This is a genomic window from Sporofaciens sp. JLR.KK001, assembly GCF_036941055.1.
Lineage (GTDB): Bacteria > Bacillota > Clostridia > Lachnospirales > Lachnospiraceae > Sporofaciens.
This window is the reverse complement of sequence record NZ_JAYMNO010000001.1, coordinates 83,487-100,016: the sequence shown is the minus strand read 5'-3', so window position 1 is coordinate 100,016 and position 16,530 is coordinate 83,487. Positions and strand designations below refer to the sequence as shown.

Sequence of the window (16,530 nt, the reverse complement as noted above, 5' to 3'; positions counted from 1 at the left end):
GCACGCATTTTTGCGTGCTACCACAAAATTCCATCATTTAATGAATACAGTTGACAAACTAGAGTACAAATTCATATAATAATAACAGTAGTTCACTTATGAAAAACTAGGAGGTAAAGAAACATGAAAAGCATTCGGACAAAAATCACCCTGTGCCTTATGGTGACAGTCCTGGCTACACAGCTTGTTGTGGGAGCATCCAGCATTACGCTCAATTACAACAGTACCATTTCGACTGTGGATCAAATGATGAGTGAGACTGCAGTTCTCGCGGCAGAACGTATTGAACAGGAACTAACCGCCTACAAGAACGTTGCCATGGATACCGGCTGTGTACCGCAGCTTCTCGATGAGACCGTTCCACTGGAGGAAAAACGCTCGATCATAGATGAACGGGTCAGCATGCACGATCTCCAACGCGGCAATATCGTCGGCCCGGACGGCATCAGCATCTTTGACGGCAACGATTATTCTGACCGTGAATATGTAAAACAGGCAATGCAGGGCAATGTATATGTATCAGAGCCATTAATCAGCAAGGTAACCGGCGAATTATCTATTATGGTAGCAGCCCCTATTTACAAGGACGGGAAGCAGGGCGCCGAGATCGAAGGCGTAGTATACTTCGTTCCCCACGAAACCTTCCTGAACGATATCGTTTCCTCTATCCTTATCAGCGAACACAGCCGGGCATATATGATCAACAGTTCCGGCGACACCATCGCGGACACCACTCTTGATACCATAACCGTCCAGAATATCGAGAATGAAGCCGAGAGCGACTCTTCTCTGAAGGAACTGGCAGCCATCCATTCAGCCATGCGCGAGGGTAAGAACGGTTTCGGAGATTACAAGAACGGCAAGAAGAGCATGTTCGCCGCTTACGCGCCGGTTACCGGCACAGACGGCTGGAGCGTGGCCGTCGTTGCACCGCAGTCAGATTATCTCTCTACTACATATTTTGATATTACCATTAATCTGGTGATGATGGTACTTGCCATCCTGTTATCCATTATCGTCGCTTTGAAGCTGGCCAACAGCTTAAGCCGGCCAATGAAGGCCTGCGCGGACCGTATGCGCCTGTTGGTAGAAGGCGATCTGGAATCTCCGGTTCCGGAGGTTGTCAGCAAGGATGAGACCGGTATGCTGACACAATCTACCGCCGAACTGGTAGACGGCTTATCAACCATCATCCACGATATCGGTTATCTTCTGGGTGAGATGGCGAACCAGAACCTGGATATCCAATCCACTCACCGGGATGCCTATGTGGGTGATTTCCAGAGCATCCTGCACTCTATGCGCAACCTGAAGGTAGAATTAAGCGAGATCCTCAGACAGATCAACACTTCCGCAGAACAAGTGTCAAGCGCAAGCAACCAGGTATCCTCAAGCGCGCAGAACTTAAGCCAGGGCGCTGTGGAACAGGCCAGTTCCGTAGAAGAACTCGCCGCCCGTATCAGCGAGATCTCCAACCAGGTTAAGAATACTGCGGACAGTGCGCGGGATGTACGCGAGCAGACCCACCATGCAGGCGAGGGCGTCTCCGTATGCAACCAGCAGATGCAAGAACTGATGAACGCTATGGAGAAGATCCATTCCAGTTCAGACGAGATCGGCAAGATCATCAAGACGATAGAAGACATTGCATTCCAGACCAATATTCTGGCGCTGAACGCAGCCGTAGAAGCTGCGCGTGCAGGCGTTGCAGGCAAGGGATTTGCCGTTGTAGCGGATGAAGTCCGCAACCTGGCCAGCAAGTCCGCGGAAGCCTCCAAGAATACTTCCCTGCTCATCACACATTCCACAGAGGCAGTGCAGACAGGCACCGAGATTGCAAGACATACGGCTGATGCTCTGTCAGATGTCGTAGAGAACATCCAGTCCATGGTAGGTTCCATTGACCAGATCTCTACCGTGTCAAGTGAACAGTCAGAAGCCGTCCTGCAGGTCAATGAGGGAATCTCTCAGATCTCCACGGTCGTACAGAGCAACAGCGCTACCGCCGAGGAAAGCGCGGCAGCCAGCCAAGAGCTTTCCGCTGAAGCAACTAATCTGAAACATCTTGTAGATCAATTCACACTTGCCAGAAATTAACGAAAATATATCGACTGAGCCCGCCTTCTGCGGGCTTTTTCTATATGCTTCCCTAATCACATACAGGTAAGCGTCATTTCAGCAGGCACGCTGCCAAATAATGACTGTGCCATGCCGTCCCGGTCCTGAAATGGATTCGTCCGTTTTGCACCTCACAGTTTTTTCACAAACAGACAGCGGATTGCATTCAGTACCGCAAGAATCATAACTCCTACATCCGCAAAAATAGCCAGATACATATTTGCGATTCCCACAGCTCCTAATGCAAGGCAGGCAAATTTCACTACAAGTGCCATCGAAATATTCTGGTAAACAATCCGCAGACATTTCCTTGAAATCTTGATTGCCTTTGCTATCTTGATCGGATCGTCATCCATCAGAACAATGTCAGCCGCTTCGATTGCCGCGTCTGAACCCATTGCGCCCATAGCGATACCAATATCCGCTCTGGAAAGCACTGGTGCATCATTGATACCATCGCCAACAAATGCCAGCTTTGCTTTGCCTGATTTCACCCGCAATAGTTCTTCTACCTTTTCTACCTTATCAGCCGGAAGAAGCTCACTGTAAACCTCATCAATTCCAAGTGATGCGGCAACCTGATTTGCCACTTTCTTTGCATCCCCAGTCAGCATGACGGTCTTATCTACTCCTGCTTTCTTTAACTCCGCAATTGCCGCCTTAGAATGAGGCTTTATAATATCAGAAATTACGATATGTCCCGCATATTTCCCGTTAATTGCCATGTGAATAATCGTACCTGTCTGATGACAGTCCTGATAAGGAATGTTTAAATGCTTCATCAATTTGTCATTACCGGCGGCAACCTCCATACCGTCTACTTTTGCAGTCACGCCATTTCCGCTGATTTCCTGTATATCTGCCACACGAGTTCTGTCAATCTCTTTTCCATATGCCCGCTGTAAGCTCTTGCTGATCGGGTGGGAAGAAGCGCTCTCTGCAAGAGCCGCATATTCCAGCAGTTTCTCATTGTCTATGGTGGAGTGATGAATACCATTTACTTCAAAGACACCCTTTGTCATCGTTCCGGTTTTGTCAAAAACAACATACCTGGTCTGCGAAAGAATTTCCAGATAGTTGGAACCCTTTACCAGCACGCCCTCTTTGCTTGCGCCTCCTATTCCTGCAAAGAAACTCAAAGGAATACTGATAACAAGCGCACAGGGGCAGCTGATAACAAGGAATGTCAATGCCCGGTAAATCCAAACACCGGGGTCCGCAGACAGTCCCATAAAAAGCATTCTGACAACAGGAGGAATGAATGCCAGCGCCAATGCTGCATAGCAGACAGCCGGAGTATAGATTTTTGCAAACTTCGAGATAAAATCCTCTGATTTTGATTTGCGGGAGCTTGCATTTTCTACCAAATCCAAAATCTTAGAAACCGTAGATTCTCCAAATTCCTTTGTTGTCTGTACCTTCAATACCCCTGTCATACTGATACATCCACTGATTACCTCATCACCGGCTTTTGCCTCTCTGGGCAGACTTTCCCCGGTCAATGCGCTGGTATTCAGACTGGAAGCTCCCTCAACAATTATTCCGTCAATCGGCACTTTCTCGCCCGGCTGTACAACAATCACGCTGCCAATCCCTACCTCATCCGGATCAACCTGCTCTAATTTCCCATTTCTCTCAACATTTGCATAATCGGGGCGAATATCCATCAAATTACTGATATTGCGGCGGCTCTTACCCACAGCATAGCCCTGGAACCATTCCCCGATCTGGTAAAACAGCATAACGGCAATCGCTTCCAGATAATCACCGTTCTCATAAATAGCAAGCGCCATCGCCCCAATCGTAGCCACTGCCATCAGAAAACTTTCATCAAATACCTGACGGTTTCTGATGCCTTTTGCCGCTTTTCTCAAAATGTCATATCCGATGATAAAATAATTTATCAGATAGCACGCAAAACGAATCCACCTTCCTGCGGAGGGAAATAAATAACTGTCAGCTGTATCAAACATCTCTGCAGAAACAAACTGGAGTGCCAGTAAGATTCCGGCGCTAATCAAAATACGGATCATCATAACCCTTTGTTTTTTTGTCATACCATCCTTGCGGCTGCCGACAAAAATAAGAAGTACAGCAGCCATTATAATAACAACCGTCAGCAATATGCTGATTACTAATTCCTGCATGGTAAAATCTCCTTTCAAAATATGCTTAATTGTTTAATTGTTTCTGATAAAAAGACACCCCAAAACTGCAGCCGGGCATTTTCAGGGTGTCACCTCTTCATGGGCAGCTGCCGCTTACAGGAAAATCTCGCAGTCCGGCTCCACTTTTTTGCAGGCATCCAGCACGTTCTTCATAACATCTTTCGGCTCCTGCCCTTCGTCAAATTCCACGATCATCTTCTGTGTCATGAAATTGACCGTTGCGCTCTGTACTCCTGCTGCTTTACGGGCTGCATCCTCCATTAGATTTGCACAGTTGGCACAGTCTACCTCGATTTTATAAGTCTTTTTCATTGTAAAGTCCTCCTTATTATTTTTTAAATTCAGTGATTAAGTACTTGTTTAATCATCATAACCGTAGTATAATACAGAGAAAAGCACACGTCAATATCCCCAAAGCATTCCCTCCCAAACGGGCGAAAAGTATTTCCGTTTGGGCGAAATGCAAATAAAAGAAAGGATAACAATATGGACAATATGAAATTACCGCACCAACATGGAGAAGGACCGCAGATCGCACTAATCCAGAAACAACTAGACCATGTAGACCATTTCCAAACCGTAGCTGAAGTTTTCAAACAGCTTGGCGATACCACCAGAATCCGAATTTTCTGGCTCCTATGCCACCAGGAGGAATGTGTCCTTAATATTTCAGACATGCTCCATATGTCAAGCCCGGCAGTGTCACATCATCTCAGACCATTGAAAAACAGCGGTCTGATTGTTTGCCGGCGCGAAGGAAAAGAAGTATATTATCGAGCCGCAGATACAGAACAAGGTCGTCTGCTGCATCAAATGATTGAACAGGTTATGGAAATCACCTGCCCTGAATTGTGAGGTCTGTCTTATGAATGATGAATTAATAAGAATACAAAAAGATATTGAGAAATTTCATCATAAGGCGGCAAATGCTGTCATTCCGCTTTATCCCGGTATAGAGTTATGTTATCTTACTTTTTCAACCGGTTCTTTTTCTGTGCAGCATAAGGCTCTGTCACACATCATTCAGATTAACTACTGCAAAGCCGGACAGATGATGTGGGAGATGACAAACGGAAACCGAATTTATTTGAATCCGGGAGATTTCTCCCTGCATACCATGAAAGCCTGTACGGATTCCGTACTTACCTTTCCAAACGGTACATATCAGGGACTTGGCATCTATATTGATCTGCAGGAAGCCTCTGACACTCCTCCCGAATTGTTAAAAAACTTTGGTGTTTTTGAAACCATATTACCCGAAAAATTCTGCAAAGATGACAATCCTGTCTTTCTTGCCGGAAATGAACAGACAGAAAGTATTTTTTCTGCATTTTACGGCCAGCCTGAAACACTTATGCTTCCATTCCAAAAAATCAAGATTTTGGAATTGCTTCTTTACCTTGTCAAAATGGAGTTTACGCCCCAAAACAAATTGGCTGAATATCAATCCGAGCTGACTGAAACAATTCGAAAAATTCATGACCAGATTTTGCAGCACATGGAGCAGAGAATTACCATAGAGGAACTTTCAAGACAATATCTCATCAATCCGACAACTTTGAAAAATGCTTTTAAGTCAGTCTATGGAACTTCCATTGCGGCACATATTAAGGAACACCGAATGCGGCAAGCTGCCCGTATGTTAATAGACTCTAATATGAATATAGCAGAGATCGCGCAAGCTGTCGGCTATGACAGCCAAAGTAAGTTTACAGCTGCATTTAAAGCATATTTTAAAATTCTTCCTAGAGAATATCGAAAAAAATTATAGCTAATTCCTCCTGCCGGGACCGCCCTGCTGTACGGAAGCTGTATGGTCCCCTTGCAGGTTTCGTACATGTCCACACCGTCCATCCCTCCTTTATTTCCTTTCCCTGACTTTCACCACGCCGCCCCACGGACGTGATGATATTCCCGCAGACCGGGCAGACGTAAAAACATCGTACCCTTTAATGATATCACTTGCCGTCACTTCTTTTTTGCAATGGCCGCAGTATTTTTTATACTTGATCCGGTCCTTGATGTACTAGGTCTTTCTTCTCATATAGTTTACGGATTCAGCATTTATTCTGCTCCCAGAATCTCGCTTACTAATTCCATATGCGGTCTGCCTGGATTCCCCTGATAGACATTTGCGTGGTTTAAATCCCCGCACCGGTCTGTAAATGCTGGAAACAGGAATCCACATTCCGGTTCTCCCGGTTCATATTCCCCAGAAAGCGGGCAGATTATGCAGATCAGGTATTCAAACACTTCCTCCGATTCTCCCAACCGCTCTTTATCCGATGCCTTCGCCGGAATGTCATAACGGTCATGGAACACCAGGACGGCATACTCTGAATCCGCATGGTAACGCTCCATGACCACATCATAGAACGTATCCATCAGTGCATCATTCTTCAGCCCGCATTCCTTCATGGCCATAAGTAACTGCCACATGCTTCCCGGTTTCTGCGCTTTCGGCGCGAACTCATATTTCTTCAGATTCTTATTGGTATCAGCAAACGGCACCGTCTTTGCCAGTTTCAGATTCTTCGCTCTGTCGGAACCGGACAGCTTCAGGAAATTAGTATTAAAGCTTCCGTCAAACTCCCCCTCCCTGTCTATGTAACACCCTGCAACCCTTGTTATGGATGTCCGAGCCGGCGTCATCCGCCTGGTCAGTTCCAACATATCTTCCCTATTGATCATTTTTGTCTCCCCTTTTAACTTGATTTCTTCTGCCAGATCCGGATAAGGCCAATCCAGATCCCGCCAAATTACAGAACATTTTCGTATCCCATATCTGCAAGCTTCTGTGCCGCCTGTTTGCTCCGGTTCTCACTCCGGCAGTATACCAGAATCTTTTTCAGTGTATCCCGGATAAATTTCGCCTATTCGCAATTTCTGACAATTCTGCCTTTGTATAATTAAACAAGAGGTTCTCCTCCTTCGTTTATAAGCTACATGATATCTTCTGGTACACATAAATTCCATTCTTTTGAAAATATACTCTTTTCTTCTTTCAGATCGTGATAAAGATAACGCGAACTGTTTCCTATGTTCTTTCTACAGTAATCAAAAAATCCATCTGACATTTTCAGCTGTGGGTAAAAAGATAAAAGACTTGTTTGCAAGCCCACAAAATTCAAAAGCAGAATGATGGGAAATATAACTATATTCTGTTTTCAGGGGCATATGTCAAGTGCTTTTTGAAAAAAGGTGGAGAAAAAAAAGGGAATCCCAGAAGCCAGATGAATAAAGGCTTAGAGATTCCGAGAGTCTATAAAGTCTGTCCCGGCTGCGCCAGCCGCTTCTTTGATCCATCCCATCAATTCATCATCAAAAGGGCTTATCATACGGAAGCTGTATGGCTCCTTTGCTTGTCTTATATTCCTTAAGCCTTTCGGCAAATATATTCACTGCTTCCGGGCCGGGATACAGACCTATGTGCTTTTTAAAAGCTGCAAACTGTATCAGGTTATGTTTTTTCCAATAAGTCGGCATACTCCATGATATCTTTTCCACCGCATCTGGTATTGCGGATTGTATTGTGTTATTTACCTGACGCAGAAAGGGCTGTACCTGTTCTGGCTGGCGTTCCATATATTCTTCAATTGTTTTCGGAGCTTCGCCGCAGTAATGATCCTGATTTGTATTCTTAAATGTACGGCCGCATTTCGGACACTTCCACATTTTGTTCGCCTCTCTTCCTGTTCATCTACGGAGGATTTTATCCATAGATTTTCCTTTGGCCAGCTCATCAATCAGCTTGTCCAGATATCTGATTTCCTGCATCAACGGCTCATCGATTGTCTCTACACGAATCCCGCAGACCACACCTTTGATTGCTTTCCGGTTTGGATTTGGAAACGGTGCATTTTGAAAAAAATCACCATAAGCAATAGAACTATTTCTGGCAATTTCTATTTCTTCTGTACTATATCCGGTCAGCCAACAGATAATTTCATTTACTTCATCTACTGTCCGTCCCTTCTTTTCTGCTTTAGCAGTCAATAGCGGATATACTTTTGCAAAGCTCATCGCATACACTTTTTCATTGTCCATATTTTCATTCTCCTCCATTTTCTACGCAATCAGAGACATTATTTTTCCAAGCCAACATTTCTGCCAAGAGAATACGGTAGAAATATAAAATATCTCAAAGCTGTATTTTCCAAACACATTCCATCTGCTCCAAAATCAAAGGCATAATATTCAGCCGGCTCTTACAGCGGTCTAGTACATCAACCAATATTTTGAACCATCCCTTGAGCGTCCCATAAAGCCATACATGATTAGATAACGTCTAATCGTTATGTAATCTTCAAAAATAGGCTTCAATGTTTGGTTTACTTCTTTTTCGCTATACTGTTTGCCTTTTTCAAACTGCTCGGCTATCTTAGTAAGAATGACAACTTTTTTCTTTTGGCAAAAAGGTTTTTAATACAAGAGGTTCCAAACTGCAAAAAGAGGTTTCTAAAATATGTTGTTTCTCTTGTTCTGTTATCAAGTAGCGGTCGTCTACATAAATTGCACTATTATGAATAGGTATTATGGCATTATCCGTAGTTGGCTTAGCTTCAAATACTTGCTCGTATATTGCTAAATATAACTTTGCCCGTTTAGCTTTTTCTCGAAAAGTAAAGCGTTGCCTTCTTATAGTGGCTTCTGTCACTCCTAATTTTTTTGCCATTTCTTTATCGGACACACCCATAGCAAAAAGCGATAGTAACACCTATAACCTTGTTTTAGCTCCTCTAAGGTGAGTTTTTCGTAATCCATTGACATAATCCATCATATATATTGATAAACATATCATACTTATATTTATCGAATTTATCAACAATATTTTAGAAAATTCTTTGTCATGCATTGCGCAGTAGTAAATTTGTTGATCTGTTTCGCAAGGAACAAATAAAAGCCGACAATGCTCTACAAGTTATAATAACCTATTAATTATCGGCTCTGCGTCGGTGTTTCCTTAGAAAATGCCGATAGATACTGTGTTTTATCGGATAATCAAATTTTTAGTTCGCTTTTTAATAGAAAAATAATAGAAACATAATTTTAAAACTGCCTCATTGCATAAGGAACGGAATTGTACTATGATTTATAGAGGAGGAAGGGAATATGGCGAATGAAGATAAAAAAGATTTTAATGCAATGTTACATGAAAGTAAGGATATGCCGAAGATTCAAGTGATTACGGATCAGAAAAGTATTAAAAAATATGGTGGGGACAGAATGTATTTTGCGCCGCCAATTGAGTATGATAAAGGGGCAATACAGGTATGTGGCAGATTTCATTCATTCTTTTTTTAATAACATTTTGTATATTTGCGAGAATTATGTTATGTGATCCCAGGACATTATGGAGCGGCGTCTCCTTTTTCTGGATGATGATATGTCTGGCCATTTTTTTGTTTTTTATATTATCCGAATATTCAGAATGGCTCGCAGCACATGATGCAATCATCAGAATCCTGGTTTTTCTGTTTATTTTGGCGGTAGTCAGTGTGATTGCATTTCCTGCGGTTTTGATTGTCACTTTCTTTATAGAAGGTATAAAAATCATCAGGCATGAGGGAATGAAACCGTCTAATTTATTATCTATGCTATTTTCAATCTTGCTGTCTGTATATCTTGTTGTCTGGCCGGTGATTGGGAATCTGGAAAAAGGGAAATTTAGTACAATGCTCTACGTAATTGTTAGCTTTTCTGCAATATATGTATTGTCATTGATGGCAATGTATTCACTATCTGCAATTCTTAATCTTATTCACCTGAAAAAGAAGAGGAATGCGGACTATATTATTGTACTGGGTTCCGGTATTATTGGAACTAAGGTCACGCCGCTGCTTGCGGCCCGAATTAATCGAGGGATAGAGCTTTTACGCTGCAATCAAAATGCAGTACTGATTATGTCCGGAGGGCAGGGGCCAGGCGAAGATATTCCGGAAAGTGAGGCTATGGCGGCTTATGCGGTCGATCAAGGAGTGGACGACAAAAGAATCATAACAGAGCAAAAATCGGTATCAACTGAGGAAAATCTGATGTTTTCCAAGGAGTTGATAGATAAAGAGAATGCTAAAATCGTTATTGTTACAACTGCTTATCATGTTTTTAGAGCTTTAATTCTGGCAAAGCAGCAGGGAATAAAATGTGTAGGATTCGGCGCGAAAACAAAATGGTATTTTACATTGAATGCCTTGATTCGTGAATTTGTAGGATATCTTCAGCTGACGTGGAAACGGCATGCCATTGCAATTGGCATAATTACAAGCGTTGCAGTAGTTATTAGATGAGTTGTCTGCTAAGTGGCAGGACAGTATCAGTTTTCTTGTTTTATTGAGGCGGTATGTATATAATGTTTTAAGAGATGCAGAAGCACTTGCGTGGAGGTGGAAGAGTGGACGATACAAGCCAGAAAATTATTGACGCAACCATGTCACTGATCCGTGATAAAGGGTATGTTGCTACTACCACAAAAGATATTGCGCGTTTGGCCAGAGTAAATGAATGTACTCTGTTCCGGAAATTTCAAAATAAAAAGGATATTGTATTACATGGAGTATCTCAGGAAAAATGGAGGGCAAATGTTACGCCGGAGCTTTTTCAAAACGTACAATGGAAGTTAGAGCAGGATCTGCAGATGTTTATGACCTCATATATGGATAAAATAACGCCTGATTTTGTAAATCTGTCTATTGGCATGAGAGCGCCGCAGCTTTATGAAGAAACAGCTCCTTTGATCATGAAGGCGCCGCAGGCATTTATTTCTTCTCTGACAGAATATTTTATACATTTTTAAATGCGTCATTTCATCAAAACCTTACCAAGACGGGCAGGGAAGAATTTATCAGGAACAGTGTAAAGATCTTCGTAAATGGAATTTCAGAAAGGTAAAGAAGGTACTGTGCATGCAGTGCCATTTTACAATATCGAGAATCATGCAAGTACACGCATACAATGAGGAAATTATGTTGATCACGGGTGCAGAATTATTTGTGAAAGCTCTCAAAGCGGAGCAGATTGATACTCTGTTTGCTTATCCGGGCGGACAGGTGATCGACCTGTTTCATGCCCTCTACGGTGAAAACGACATAGACGTTATTTTGCCGCGGCATGAACAGGGATTGATCCATGCTGCAGACGGATATGCACGCTCTATCTGGCAGTGATCATAAAGAAAGCCTTTACGATTGCCTGGACAGGGAAACCAGGTGTTGCCGCGGTAGATCTGCCGAAAGATATTCAAAAAGAATACGGCAGTGATGAATATCCAGTGCAAAGAAGCCCTTATTCCCCGGAAAAAATCATAAGGGAAATCTTTGATCTGATTCGCACATTTGGAAACGGCAAATACGAAGGAAAAGGTGAAGGAGTATCCTTGTTTTGGGATCGCTTCCAGAAAATGTGTGATATTCAGTTCAAATGTAACGCAATATTACGGATTTAAGCTATTTCTGAAAATCTGATAATGTAATGCCCTGTCCAAATTAGATAAATCAATTTTTCTCATCTTGTTTCCTCCTGCTTTTGAGCGTATATTCTGATCCTGCGAAAAGCTTCAAAATAAGTACCGTCTGGCTGCTGTGTTCTTTTAAGCATTTCTGTGATTACTTCCTGGCGGAAAGTTTCTTTTAATTCTTGCGGAATCTGTTTGAGAAACGGCACAAGGCAGGGCTGGTCGATCCACCGGATCATTTCAGAAGCATTGGAAAAATACCGGTCTTTGTTTCGTTCTTTGATTGTATAAGAAGAAAATCCAATTGCTGAAATTAAATCCATATATTGTTTTTTCGATGGCATAAACCACGGCCATTCGTAAGCTTTAAAGTATTGGGCATAGCTGTGCTCTGATATCTTTTTTTGGATCACATCGATAAAATTCGCACAATTACCGAACCCGCCAAAGTCCCACAATATTTTCCCACAGGCTTTCAATGCTTTGTAAGAATTTTTCAAAAGCCGTTTATGGTCTTTCACCCAATGTAAGGCCGCATTGGAAAAAACAAGGTCGAATTCATTTTCAAAATTCATCTTATTTATATCTAGATGCGTAAATTTAAGATTATTTCTGTGGATCGTTTCTGCAGTCTCGATCATATGAACGGAAGAGTCTATTCCCAGCGCTGTTCCTCGGGGGACGGATAGCGCTAATTGTTCTGTCAGGACTCCGTCTCCGCATCCAAGATCTAATACGGCTTCATTTCCTTTGAATGAAAATTCTAAGATCAGATCGTTTCCCCATTCTTTTTGATGTTTGGAAGCCGTTTTGTATTTTTCTCCGTCAAACTCGAATGTAACCATGCAAAACCTCCTTTACATTGATATGTTTTATTGAATTATACTTCTGCTTGTGATATAGTTCAAATATATGGTTTTTATAAGATATATAAATTATAGTTATATGGAGAAGATATGGATACGTTTGATAATCTCACAAAATACAAGATTTTTCTTTCCGCTGCTGAAAATAAAAGCATATCCAAAGCGGCCGCTTCGCTGTACATTTCCCAGCCGGCAGTAAGTATTACCATAAAAAAGCTGGAAAAAAATCTTAACACGACACTTTTTGTCAGAAGATCAAAGGGAGTAGAGCTGACGGAGAAAGGAAGGCTGCTGTACGACAGTGTGAAAAAAGCGTTTCAAATGCTTTCGGATACGGAAAAAAGTCTTAAGTTTCCGGTATATACAGGTTATTTGCGCATAGCCGCCAGCAATGTATTGTGTAAGCATTTTCTTATGCCTTATCTGAAAGAATATATAAGATTATATCCTGATACCGAGCTGGCCATCACGTGTACATCCTCGGCGGAAGCGCGTGTGATGATTGAAGAGTGCAGTATTGACCTGGCTTTGGTGGTAAAGCCCCAAAGCCCTGGAAAGCTAGTACAGCATTGCATTAATATTCGAGTAATATGCGCCTGCCTTTTGCGCCATCGCTTCGTTGTTGTCAGTCAACAATGCCACCGCATTGCCTCCTTCCTCCGCCTTGCGCTGACACAAAATTCAGTCACCTATTACTTCGGAATTAATGCAATGCTGTACTAGTCTATTATTCTATGGGTATTATCGAGTATATTTTTGTCTGTACACCGGCATATAGAGAGAAATGGAACTGTAAGAATGATGAAATATTTGAATATGCGAACATCATGCTCCTTGATAAAGATAATGTATCCCGGAAGCATATTAACGCTTATTACGCAAAGAATCATATCATCCCCCTGCATATTCTCGAGGTAAATGAAATGGATATGCTGATCGAATTTGCCAAAATGGGGATAGGGATATCCTGTGTTGTAAAACAGTTTGTAGAGCAGGAATTGGAAACAGGCTGCCTGATGGAAATACCTTTGTCTAATCCCGTTCCGTCCCGCGAGATTGGTTTTTTATATCAGGATATTGAGCCGCTCAATGAGAATATTCTAAAATTTATCCATGCCTTTTGAAGAATTGATTTTTTTGTGTTTTTTTCATATAAATAAAAACAGCCTTTGCCGTTAGAATACCTTTCATCCAGCAAGGGCTGTTCTTGTCAGAACGATTCGTTTGAGCAGAATTATTATCTGTTAGGGTTCTGCAAATAACATTTTCAGATCTATATTTTCGCAGTCATATCCAACGATTTTTAATCTGTTATTCCCGCTTTTTAACGACAAGGTTTTTGTTACGAATCCATCTGTTGAAGTTTCGGGCAGACATTCGATCAGTGTCGTAACGTGATCTTCGCTGTCAATATATACTATTTTTGCCTGTCCTTTTGAAAGACTAAGATCAAAATCAATTTCTATATCTTTATTTTCTTTTATTGTTTCTTTCCACAATGTCTGACGTCCATTAAACTTGGAAACTGTAAGTGAATATTCTCCATTTACGGAATTCGCTACAGAATTTTCTTTTGCATAACGGTCTGTGTCCTGAGCAATTTTTTCATCAGAATCATACTCTTGCTTCGCAAATTGATTGCTGCATGCTGTCACCAGTAAGCATAGCAGGCAAAGCAATATCATTTTCAGCTTCCTATATTTTCTGGCTTTCCTCAAATTATTCATTCCCTTTTTCCTTCTTCAATGTGAAATTGTAGTCTGTTAAATATATTTATCCAATAAATACCGTTTTCCCTTCAAATGCGAATCCATACTGCCGGGTCCGTTCCTTTGGGGTTCCTTTTGCTTCCAGCGAAGCAGAATATTTCATGCGTTCAATCTGATCTAATGCTTCCTGTGCCGTATCTGCAAGCGAAGCTTCCTCGTCCGGGTCATGGACTTTAAATTCCAGAATAATAGCGCCGTCTGTGTCAGAAAGAGGCTCAAGAACCACATCATATCTTCCGAACCCGCTTTCACGGTTGGAAGTAATTGTGTACCGTTCAGCAAGATCTACCATCGGGGCAAGAACAAAACCATGATAAAATCTTTCGGGTTCTGCTGCTTCAGACGGATGCTTTCCGGTATCAAAGTGACTTAAGGTAGTGAGGGCAACCCGGTTCATATACAGATTCATCACCTTTTTATCATCTAATTCTTGTATCTTATCATTCTCCAGGTATAAATTCAATGAATATGGAGAAGAACTTTTGTTATAATCTGATTTTGGCCTCTGAAAATGTTTGGGGATTTAAAGGTTTAAGCATTGTCCATTATAATTTACTCTTGACTTATAAATCTTACTGTTGTAATATTTTAGTGTGACAGATATATTTTTTTGAATTTAAGTCTTACGAGTGTAATATTATAAAAAATAAGTTATAAACTATGAGAACATAATATAAACGAGTTTAAAAAGAGGGAAAGAAAGAGGTCATATGAGAGAAAGATACAGCAAATTCCTTATCTTTATATTATTGTTCTGTATTACGGGATGTATGCACATGAGGTTGTGATCCGCCCTTTGGATAATGGAGGAGTGCAATATGTATCGAACCGGATTATACCGTCGGAAGACAATTATGAGGCAACTTAGCACAACCCCCGTTTGACAGAGGAATAGTGGGAAGAAATGTATGGGGTGACGGAATAGTGGAAAATGTAAAATGGATGATAAAAAGGTGGGGAGTTCTCTTTATAATGCTGCTAGCAGTCATAATAGCCAGCGCCATTATTTTAAAGCAGTCCAGGCAAAAAGAGACAGACGTTCTTATGGAAGACAGGGAGCATTCGATAGGGGCTTCAGTGAACAGTCATGAAGTAAAAAGTATAGAAGATGCAGCAGGGAAATCAGCAGATGATTATTCTCTTGATTCCTCAGATGTATTTCAAAAGTCAGAGAAATGCCTTATTACGGAAGATGAGAAAAGGCAGCTTCAGGAGCAGGTCTTAGCGGCGGCAGAGCAGGTGAAAGAAGTGTATAGAGATATAGAGGTTATAGGCAGTTCATCCTTTGCGTCAAATATTGTAGATTTCACGGGCGAACAGTGTAAAGAGGTCGTAGCCCTCTTTGGACAGGCCGGATTTGTAAGCATTACTGAAGATTGTAATATGGTAAATCCAGAAAAGATTCAGAGTTTTTACTCGGACTATCTGGAGAAGCGTGACTCAATGTTTACGATATATGAGGTTAACCCTGACGGCCTGATTGGCGCATTTACTTTCATATACCGGGACGATAAGCTTCAGACCTATTATGTGGGAATCGGCTGGCAGCAGGGCGGTACCCCCGAGATTAGGAGTACTTTGGTAAACAATATAGAAGAAATGAAACTAACTGAGAAAGGATATTTCATCTATTCATATGAGATACTGATTCCGCATTCAAGTCTGCGCCTGCCGTATCCTCCCTTTGGAGAGGTGGTCGATTATGCAGAGAACAACGATGGAACGATTACGCTGTATATTGATGGAGTATGGCCAGACTATAATTCCGATTATGCATTTACAAATATAGTTGTTGTACAGCCATTTGAGGATGGAACTTTTAGATATCTGTCTAATGCCATAGAGAAAAGAGAATTGGAAATTCCCATAATAACTGGAACGGAAGGATGAAAATACTCTTTCTGAGGAGACAAGAATGGGGACGGAACGATTACATTGACTGTAGATGCTTTGTGTGACATGGTCATATGCAATGAAGCATTCATAACCCATGAACTTACTGTGCAGTTTGCAGAGGACGGGAGTTTTCAATATATAGGTAATTTAGTTCTGGATAATGGAATCCAGGAGATACCGAAGTATCAATACCGGGTGGGGAGCAGGTGACAGATACAGTGAAAATTAATAAAGACCGGATAACAGTGATAATAATGGTACTG

The 16,530-nt window shown here is 41.8% G+C and carries 19 protein-coding genes and 4 pseudogenes; 12 read left to right on the top strand and 11 right to left on the bottom strand.

Annotation, left to right across the window (positions count from 1 at the left end):
• Window positions 1-123: 123 nt before the first annotated feature.
• Window positions 124-2,097 (top strand): methyl-accepting chemotaxis protein, encoded by a 1,974-nt coding sequence (locus VSQ62_RS00560; protein WP_334632608.1) that lies wholly within the window; start codon window positions 124-126, stop codon window positions 2,095-2,097.
• Window positions 2,098-2,249: 152 nt separating this feature from the next.
• Here the strand turns inward: VSQ62_RS00560 and VSQ62_RS00555 are convergent, their stop codons facing one another.
• The gene (locus VSQ62_RS00555) at window positions 2,250-4,175 is read right to left on the bottom strand and encodes a heavy metal translocating P-type ATPase (RefSeq protein WP_334637536.1); all 1,926 of its coding nucleotides are present in this window, start codon (window positions 4,173-4,175) and stop codon (window positions 2,250-2,252) included.
• 204 nt (window positions 4,176-4,379) lie between these two features.
• The gene (locus VSQ62_RS00550) at window positions 4,380-4,598 is read right to left on the bottom strand and encodes a cation transporter (protein ID WP_334632607.1); all 219 of its coding nucleotides are present in this window, start codon (window positions 4,596-4,598) and stop codon (window positions 4,380-4,382) included.
• A 174-nt stretch (window positions 4,599-4,772) separates the two neighbouring features.
• Here VSQ62_RS00550 and VSQ62_RS00545 point away from each other — a divergent pair, with 174 nt between their 5' ends.
• Window positions 4,773-5,141: an ArsR/SmtB family transcription factor gene (locus VSQ62_RS00545; RefSeq protein WP_334632606.1), complete on the top strand. Its 369-nt coding sequence runs from the start codon at window positions 4,773-4,775 to the stop codon at window positions 5,139-5,141.
• 10 nt (window positions 5,142-5,151) lie between these two features.
• The gene (locus tag VSQ62_RS00540) at window positions 5,152-6,057 is read left to right on the top strand and encodes a helix-turn-helix transcriptional regulator (RefSeq protein ID WP_334632605.1); all 906 of its coding nucleotides are present in this window, start codon (window positions 5,152-5,154) and stop codon (window positions 6,055-6,057) included.
• 293 nt (window positions 6,058-6,350) lie between these two features.
• Here the strand turns inward: VSQ62_RS00540 and VSQ62_RS00535 are convergent, their stop codons facing one another.
• The 6 genes from VSQ62_RS00535 to VSQ62_RS00515 all read right to left on the bottom strand — a co-directional run bounded on the left by VSQ62_RS00535 (window position 6,351) and on the right by VSQ62_RS00515 (window position 8,961).
• Complete coding sequence (locus VSQ62_RS00535; RefSeq protein WP_334632604.1) at window positions 6,351-6,977, bottom strand: DUF4317 family protein; 627 nt, start codon at window positions 6,975-6,977, stop codon at window positions 6,351-6,353.
• A gap of 68 nt (window positions 6,978-7,045) precedes the next feature.
• A complete protein-coding gene (locus VSQ62_RS00530) occupies window positions 7,046-7,138 on the bottom strand; it encodes a rhodanese-like domain-containing protein (RefSeq protein ID WP_502957797.1) in 93 nt (30 codons plus the stop codon).
• A gap of 469 nt (window positions 7,139-7,607) precedes the next feature.
• Window positions 7,608-7,961, bottom strand: a complete 354-nt coding sequence (locus VSQ62_RS00525) for an iron chaperone (RefSeq protein ID WP_334632603.1) — start codon at window positions 7,959-7,961, stop codon at window positions 7,608-7,610.
• Between the two features lie 21 nt (window positions 7,962-7,982).
• On the bottom strand, window positions 7,983-8,333 hold the full coding sequence (locus VSQ62_RS00520; protein ID WP_334632602.1) for a DUF2200 domain-containing protein: 351 nt from the start codon (window positions 8,331-8,333) through the stop codon (window positions 7,983-7,985).
• A gap of 171 nt (window positions 8,334-8,504) precedes the next feature.
• Complete coding sequence (locus VSQ62_RS32385) at window positions 8,505-8,666, bottom strand: DUF2087 domain-containing protein (RefSeq protein ID WP_350339922.1); 162 nt, start codon at window positions 8,664-8,666, stop codon at window positions 8,505-8,507.
• 1 nt (window position 8,667) lies between these two features.
• Window positions 8,668-8,961: a hypothetical protein gene (locus VSQ62_RS00515; RefSeq protein ID WP_334632601.1), complete on the bottom strand. Its 294-nt coding sequence runs from the start codon at window positions 8,959-8,961 to the stop codon at window positions 8,668-8,670.
• Between the two features lie 437 nt (window positions 8,962-9,398).
• Between VSQ62_RS00515 and VSQ62_RS00510 the strand changes: the two genes are divergently transcribed.
• The 4 genes and pseudogenes from VSQ62_RS00510 to VSQ62_RS00495 form a co-directional block, all read left to right on the top strand.
• Entirely contained in the window at window positions 9,399-9,590 is a 192-nt protein-coding gene (locus VSQ62_RS00510; protein ID WP_502957703.1) for a hypothetical protein, read from the top strand.
• Entirely contained in the window at window positions 9,560-10,573 is a 1,014-nt protein-coding gene (locus VSQ62_RS00505; RefSeq protein ID WP_334632600.1) for a YdcF family protein, read from the top strand. Before VSQ62_RS00510 ends, VSQ62_RS00505 begins: the two co-directional genes overlap by 31 nt.
• Window positions 10,574-10,677: 104 nt before the next feature.
• Window positions 10,678-11,174 (top strand): annotated as a pseudogene (locus VSQ62_RS00500) (TetR/AcrR family transcriptional regulator).
• A gap of 74 nt (window positions 11,175-11,248) precedes the next feature.
• Window positions 11,249-11,559, top strand: a pseudogene (locus tag VSQ62_RS00495) (thiamine pyrophosphate-binding protein); the annotation flags it as partial.
• A 227-nt stretch (window positions 11,560-11,786) separates the two neighbouring features.
• On the opposite strand, the gene VSQ62_RS00490 reads toward VSQ62_RS00495, so the two are convergent.
• On the bottom strand, window positions 11,787-12,581 hold the full coding sequence (locus VSQ62_RS00490) for a class I SAM-dependent methyltransferase (protein WP_334632599.1): 795 nt from the start codon (window positions 12,579-12,581) through the stop codon (window positions 11,787-11,789).
• A 111-nt stretch (window positions 12,582-12,692) separates the two neighbouring features.
• Between VSQ62_RS00490 and VSQ62_RS00485 the strand changes: the two genes are divergently transcribed.
• Both VSQ62_RS00485 and VSQ62_RS00480 read left to right on the top strand, forming a co-directional pair.
• Complete coding sequence (locus VSQ62_RS00485; protein WP_334632598.1) at window positions 12,693-13,325, top strand: LysR family transcriptional regulator; 633 nt, start codon at window positions 12,693-12,695, stop codon at window positions 13,323-13,325.
• Between the two features lie 11 nt (window positions 13,326-13,336).
• Window positions 13,337-13,726: a LysR substrate-binding domain-containing protein gene (locus tag VSQ62_RS00480; protein WP_286083208.1), complete on the top strand. Its 390-nt coding sequence runs from the start codon at window positions 13,337-13,339 to the stop codon at window positions 13,724-13,726.
• A gap of 120 nt (window positions 13,727-13,846) precedes the next feature.
• Here VSQ62_RS00480 and VSQ62_RS00475 read toward each other — a convergent pair whose 3' ends face one another.
• Window positions 13,847-14,287, bottom strand: a complete 441-nt coding sequence (locus tag VSQ62_RS00475; RefSeq protein ID WP_286083207.1) for a hypothetical protein — start codon at window positions 14,285-14,287, stop codon at window positions 13,847-13,849.
• An 88-nt stretch (window positions 14,288-14,375) separates the two neighbouring features.
• Window positions 14,376-14,798, bottom strand: a pseudogene (locus VSQ62_RS00470) (PD-(D/E)XK nuclease domain-containing protein); the annotation flags it as partial.
• A 339-nt stretch (window positions 14,799-15,137) separates the two neighbouring features.
• Here VSQ62_RS00470 and VSQ62_RS00465 point away from each other — a divergent pair.
• The 3 genes and pseudogenes from VSQ62_RS00465 to VSQ62_RS00455 form a co-directional block, all read left to right on the top strand.
• The gene (locus tag VSQ62_RS00465) at window positions 15,138-15,239 is read left to right on the top strand and encodes a DUF6070 family protein (RefSeq protein ID WP_334632596.1); all 102 of its coding nucleotides are present in this window, start codon (window positions 15,138-15,140) and stop codon (window positions 15,237-15,239) included.
• A 26-nt stretch (window positions 15,240-15,265) separates the two neighbouring features.
• A complete protein-coding gene (locus VSQ62_RS00460; RefSeq protein WP_334632595.1) occupies window positions 15,266-16,261 on the top strand; it encodes a DUF6070 family protein in 996 nt (331 codons plus the stop codon).
• A gap of 24 nt (window positions 16,262-16,285) precedes the next feature.
• Window positions 16,286-16,477 (top strand): annotated as a pseudogene (locus VSQ62_RS00455) (DUF6070 family protein); the annotation flags it as partial.
• Window positions 16,478-16,530 lie beyond the last annotated feature (53 nt).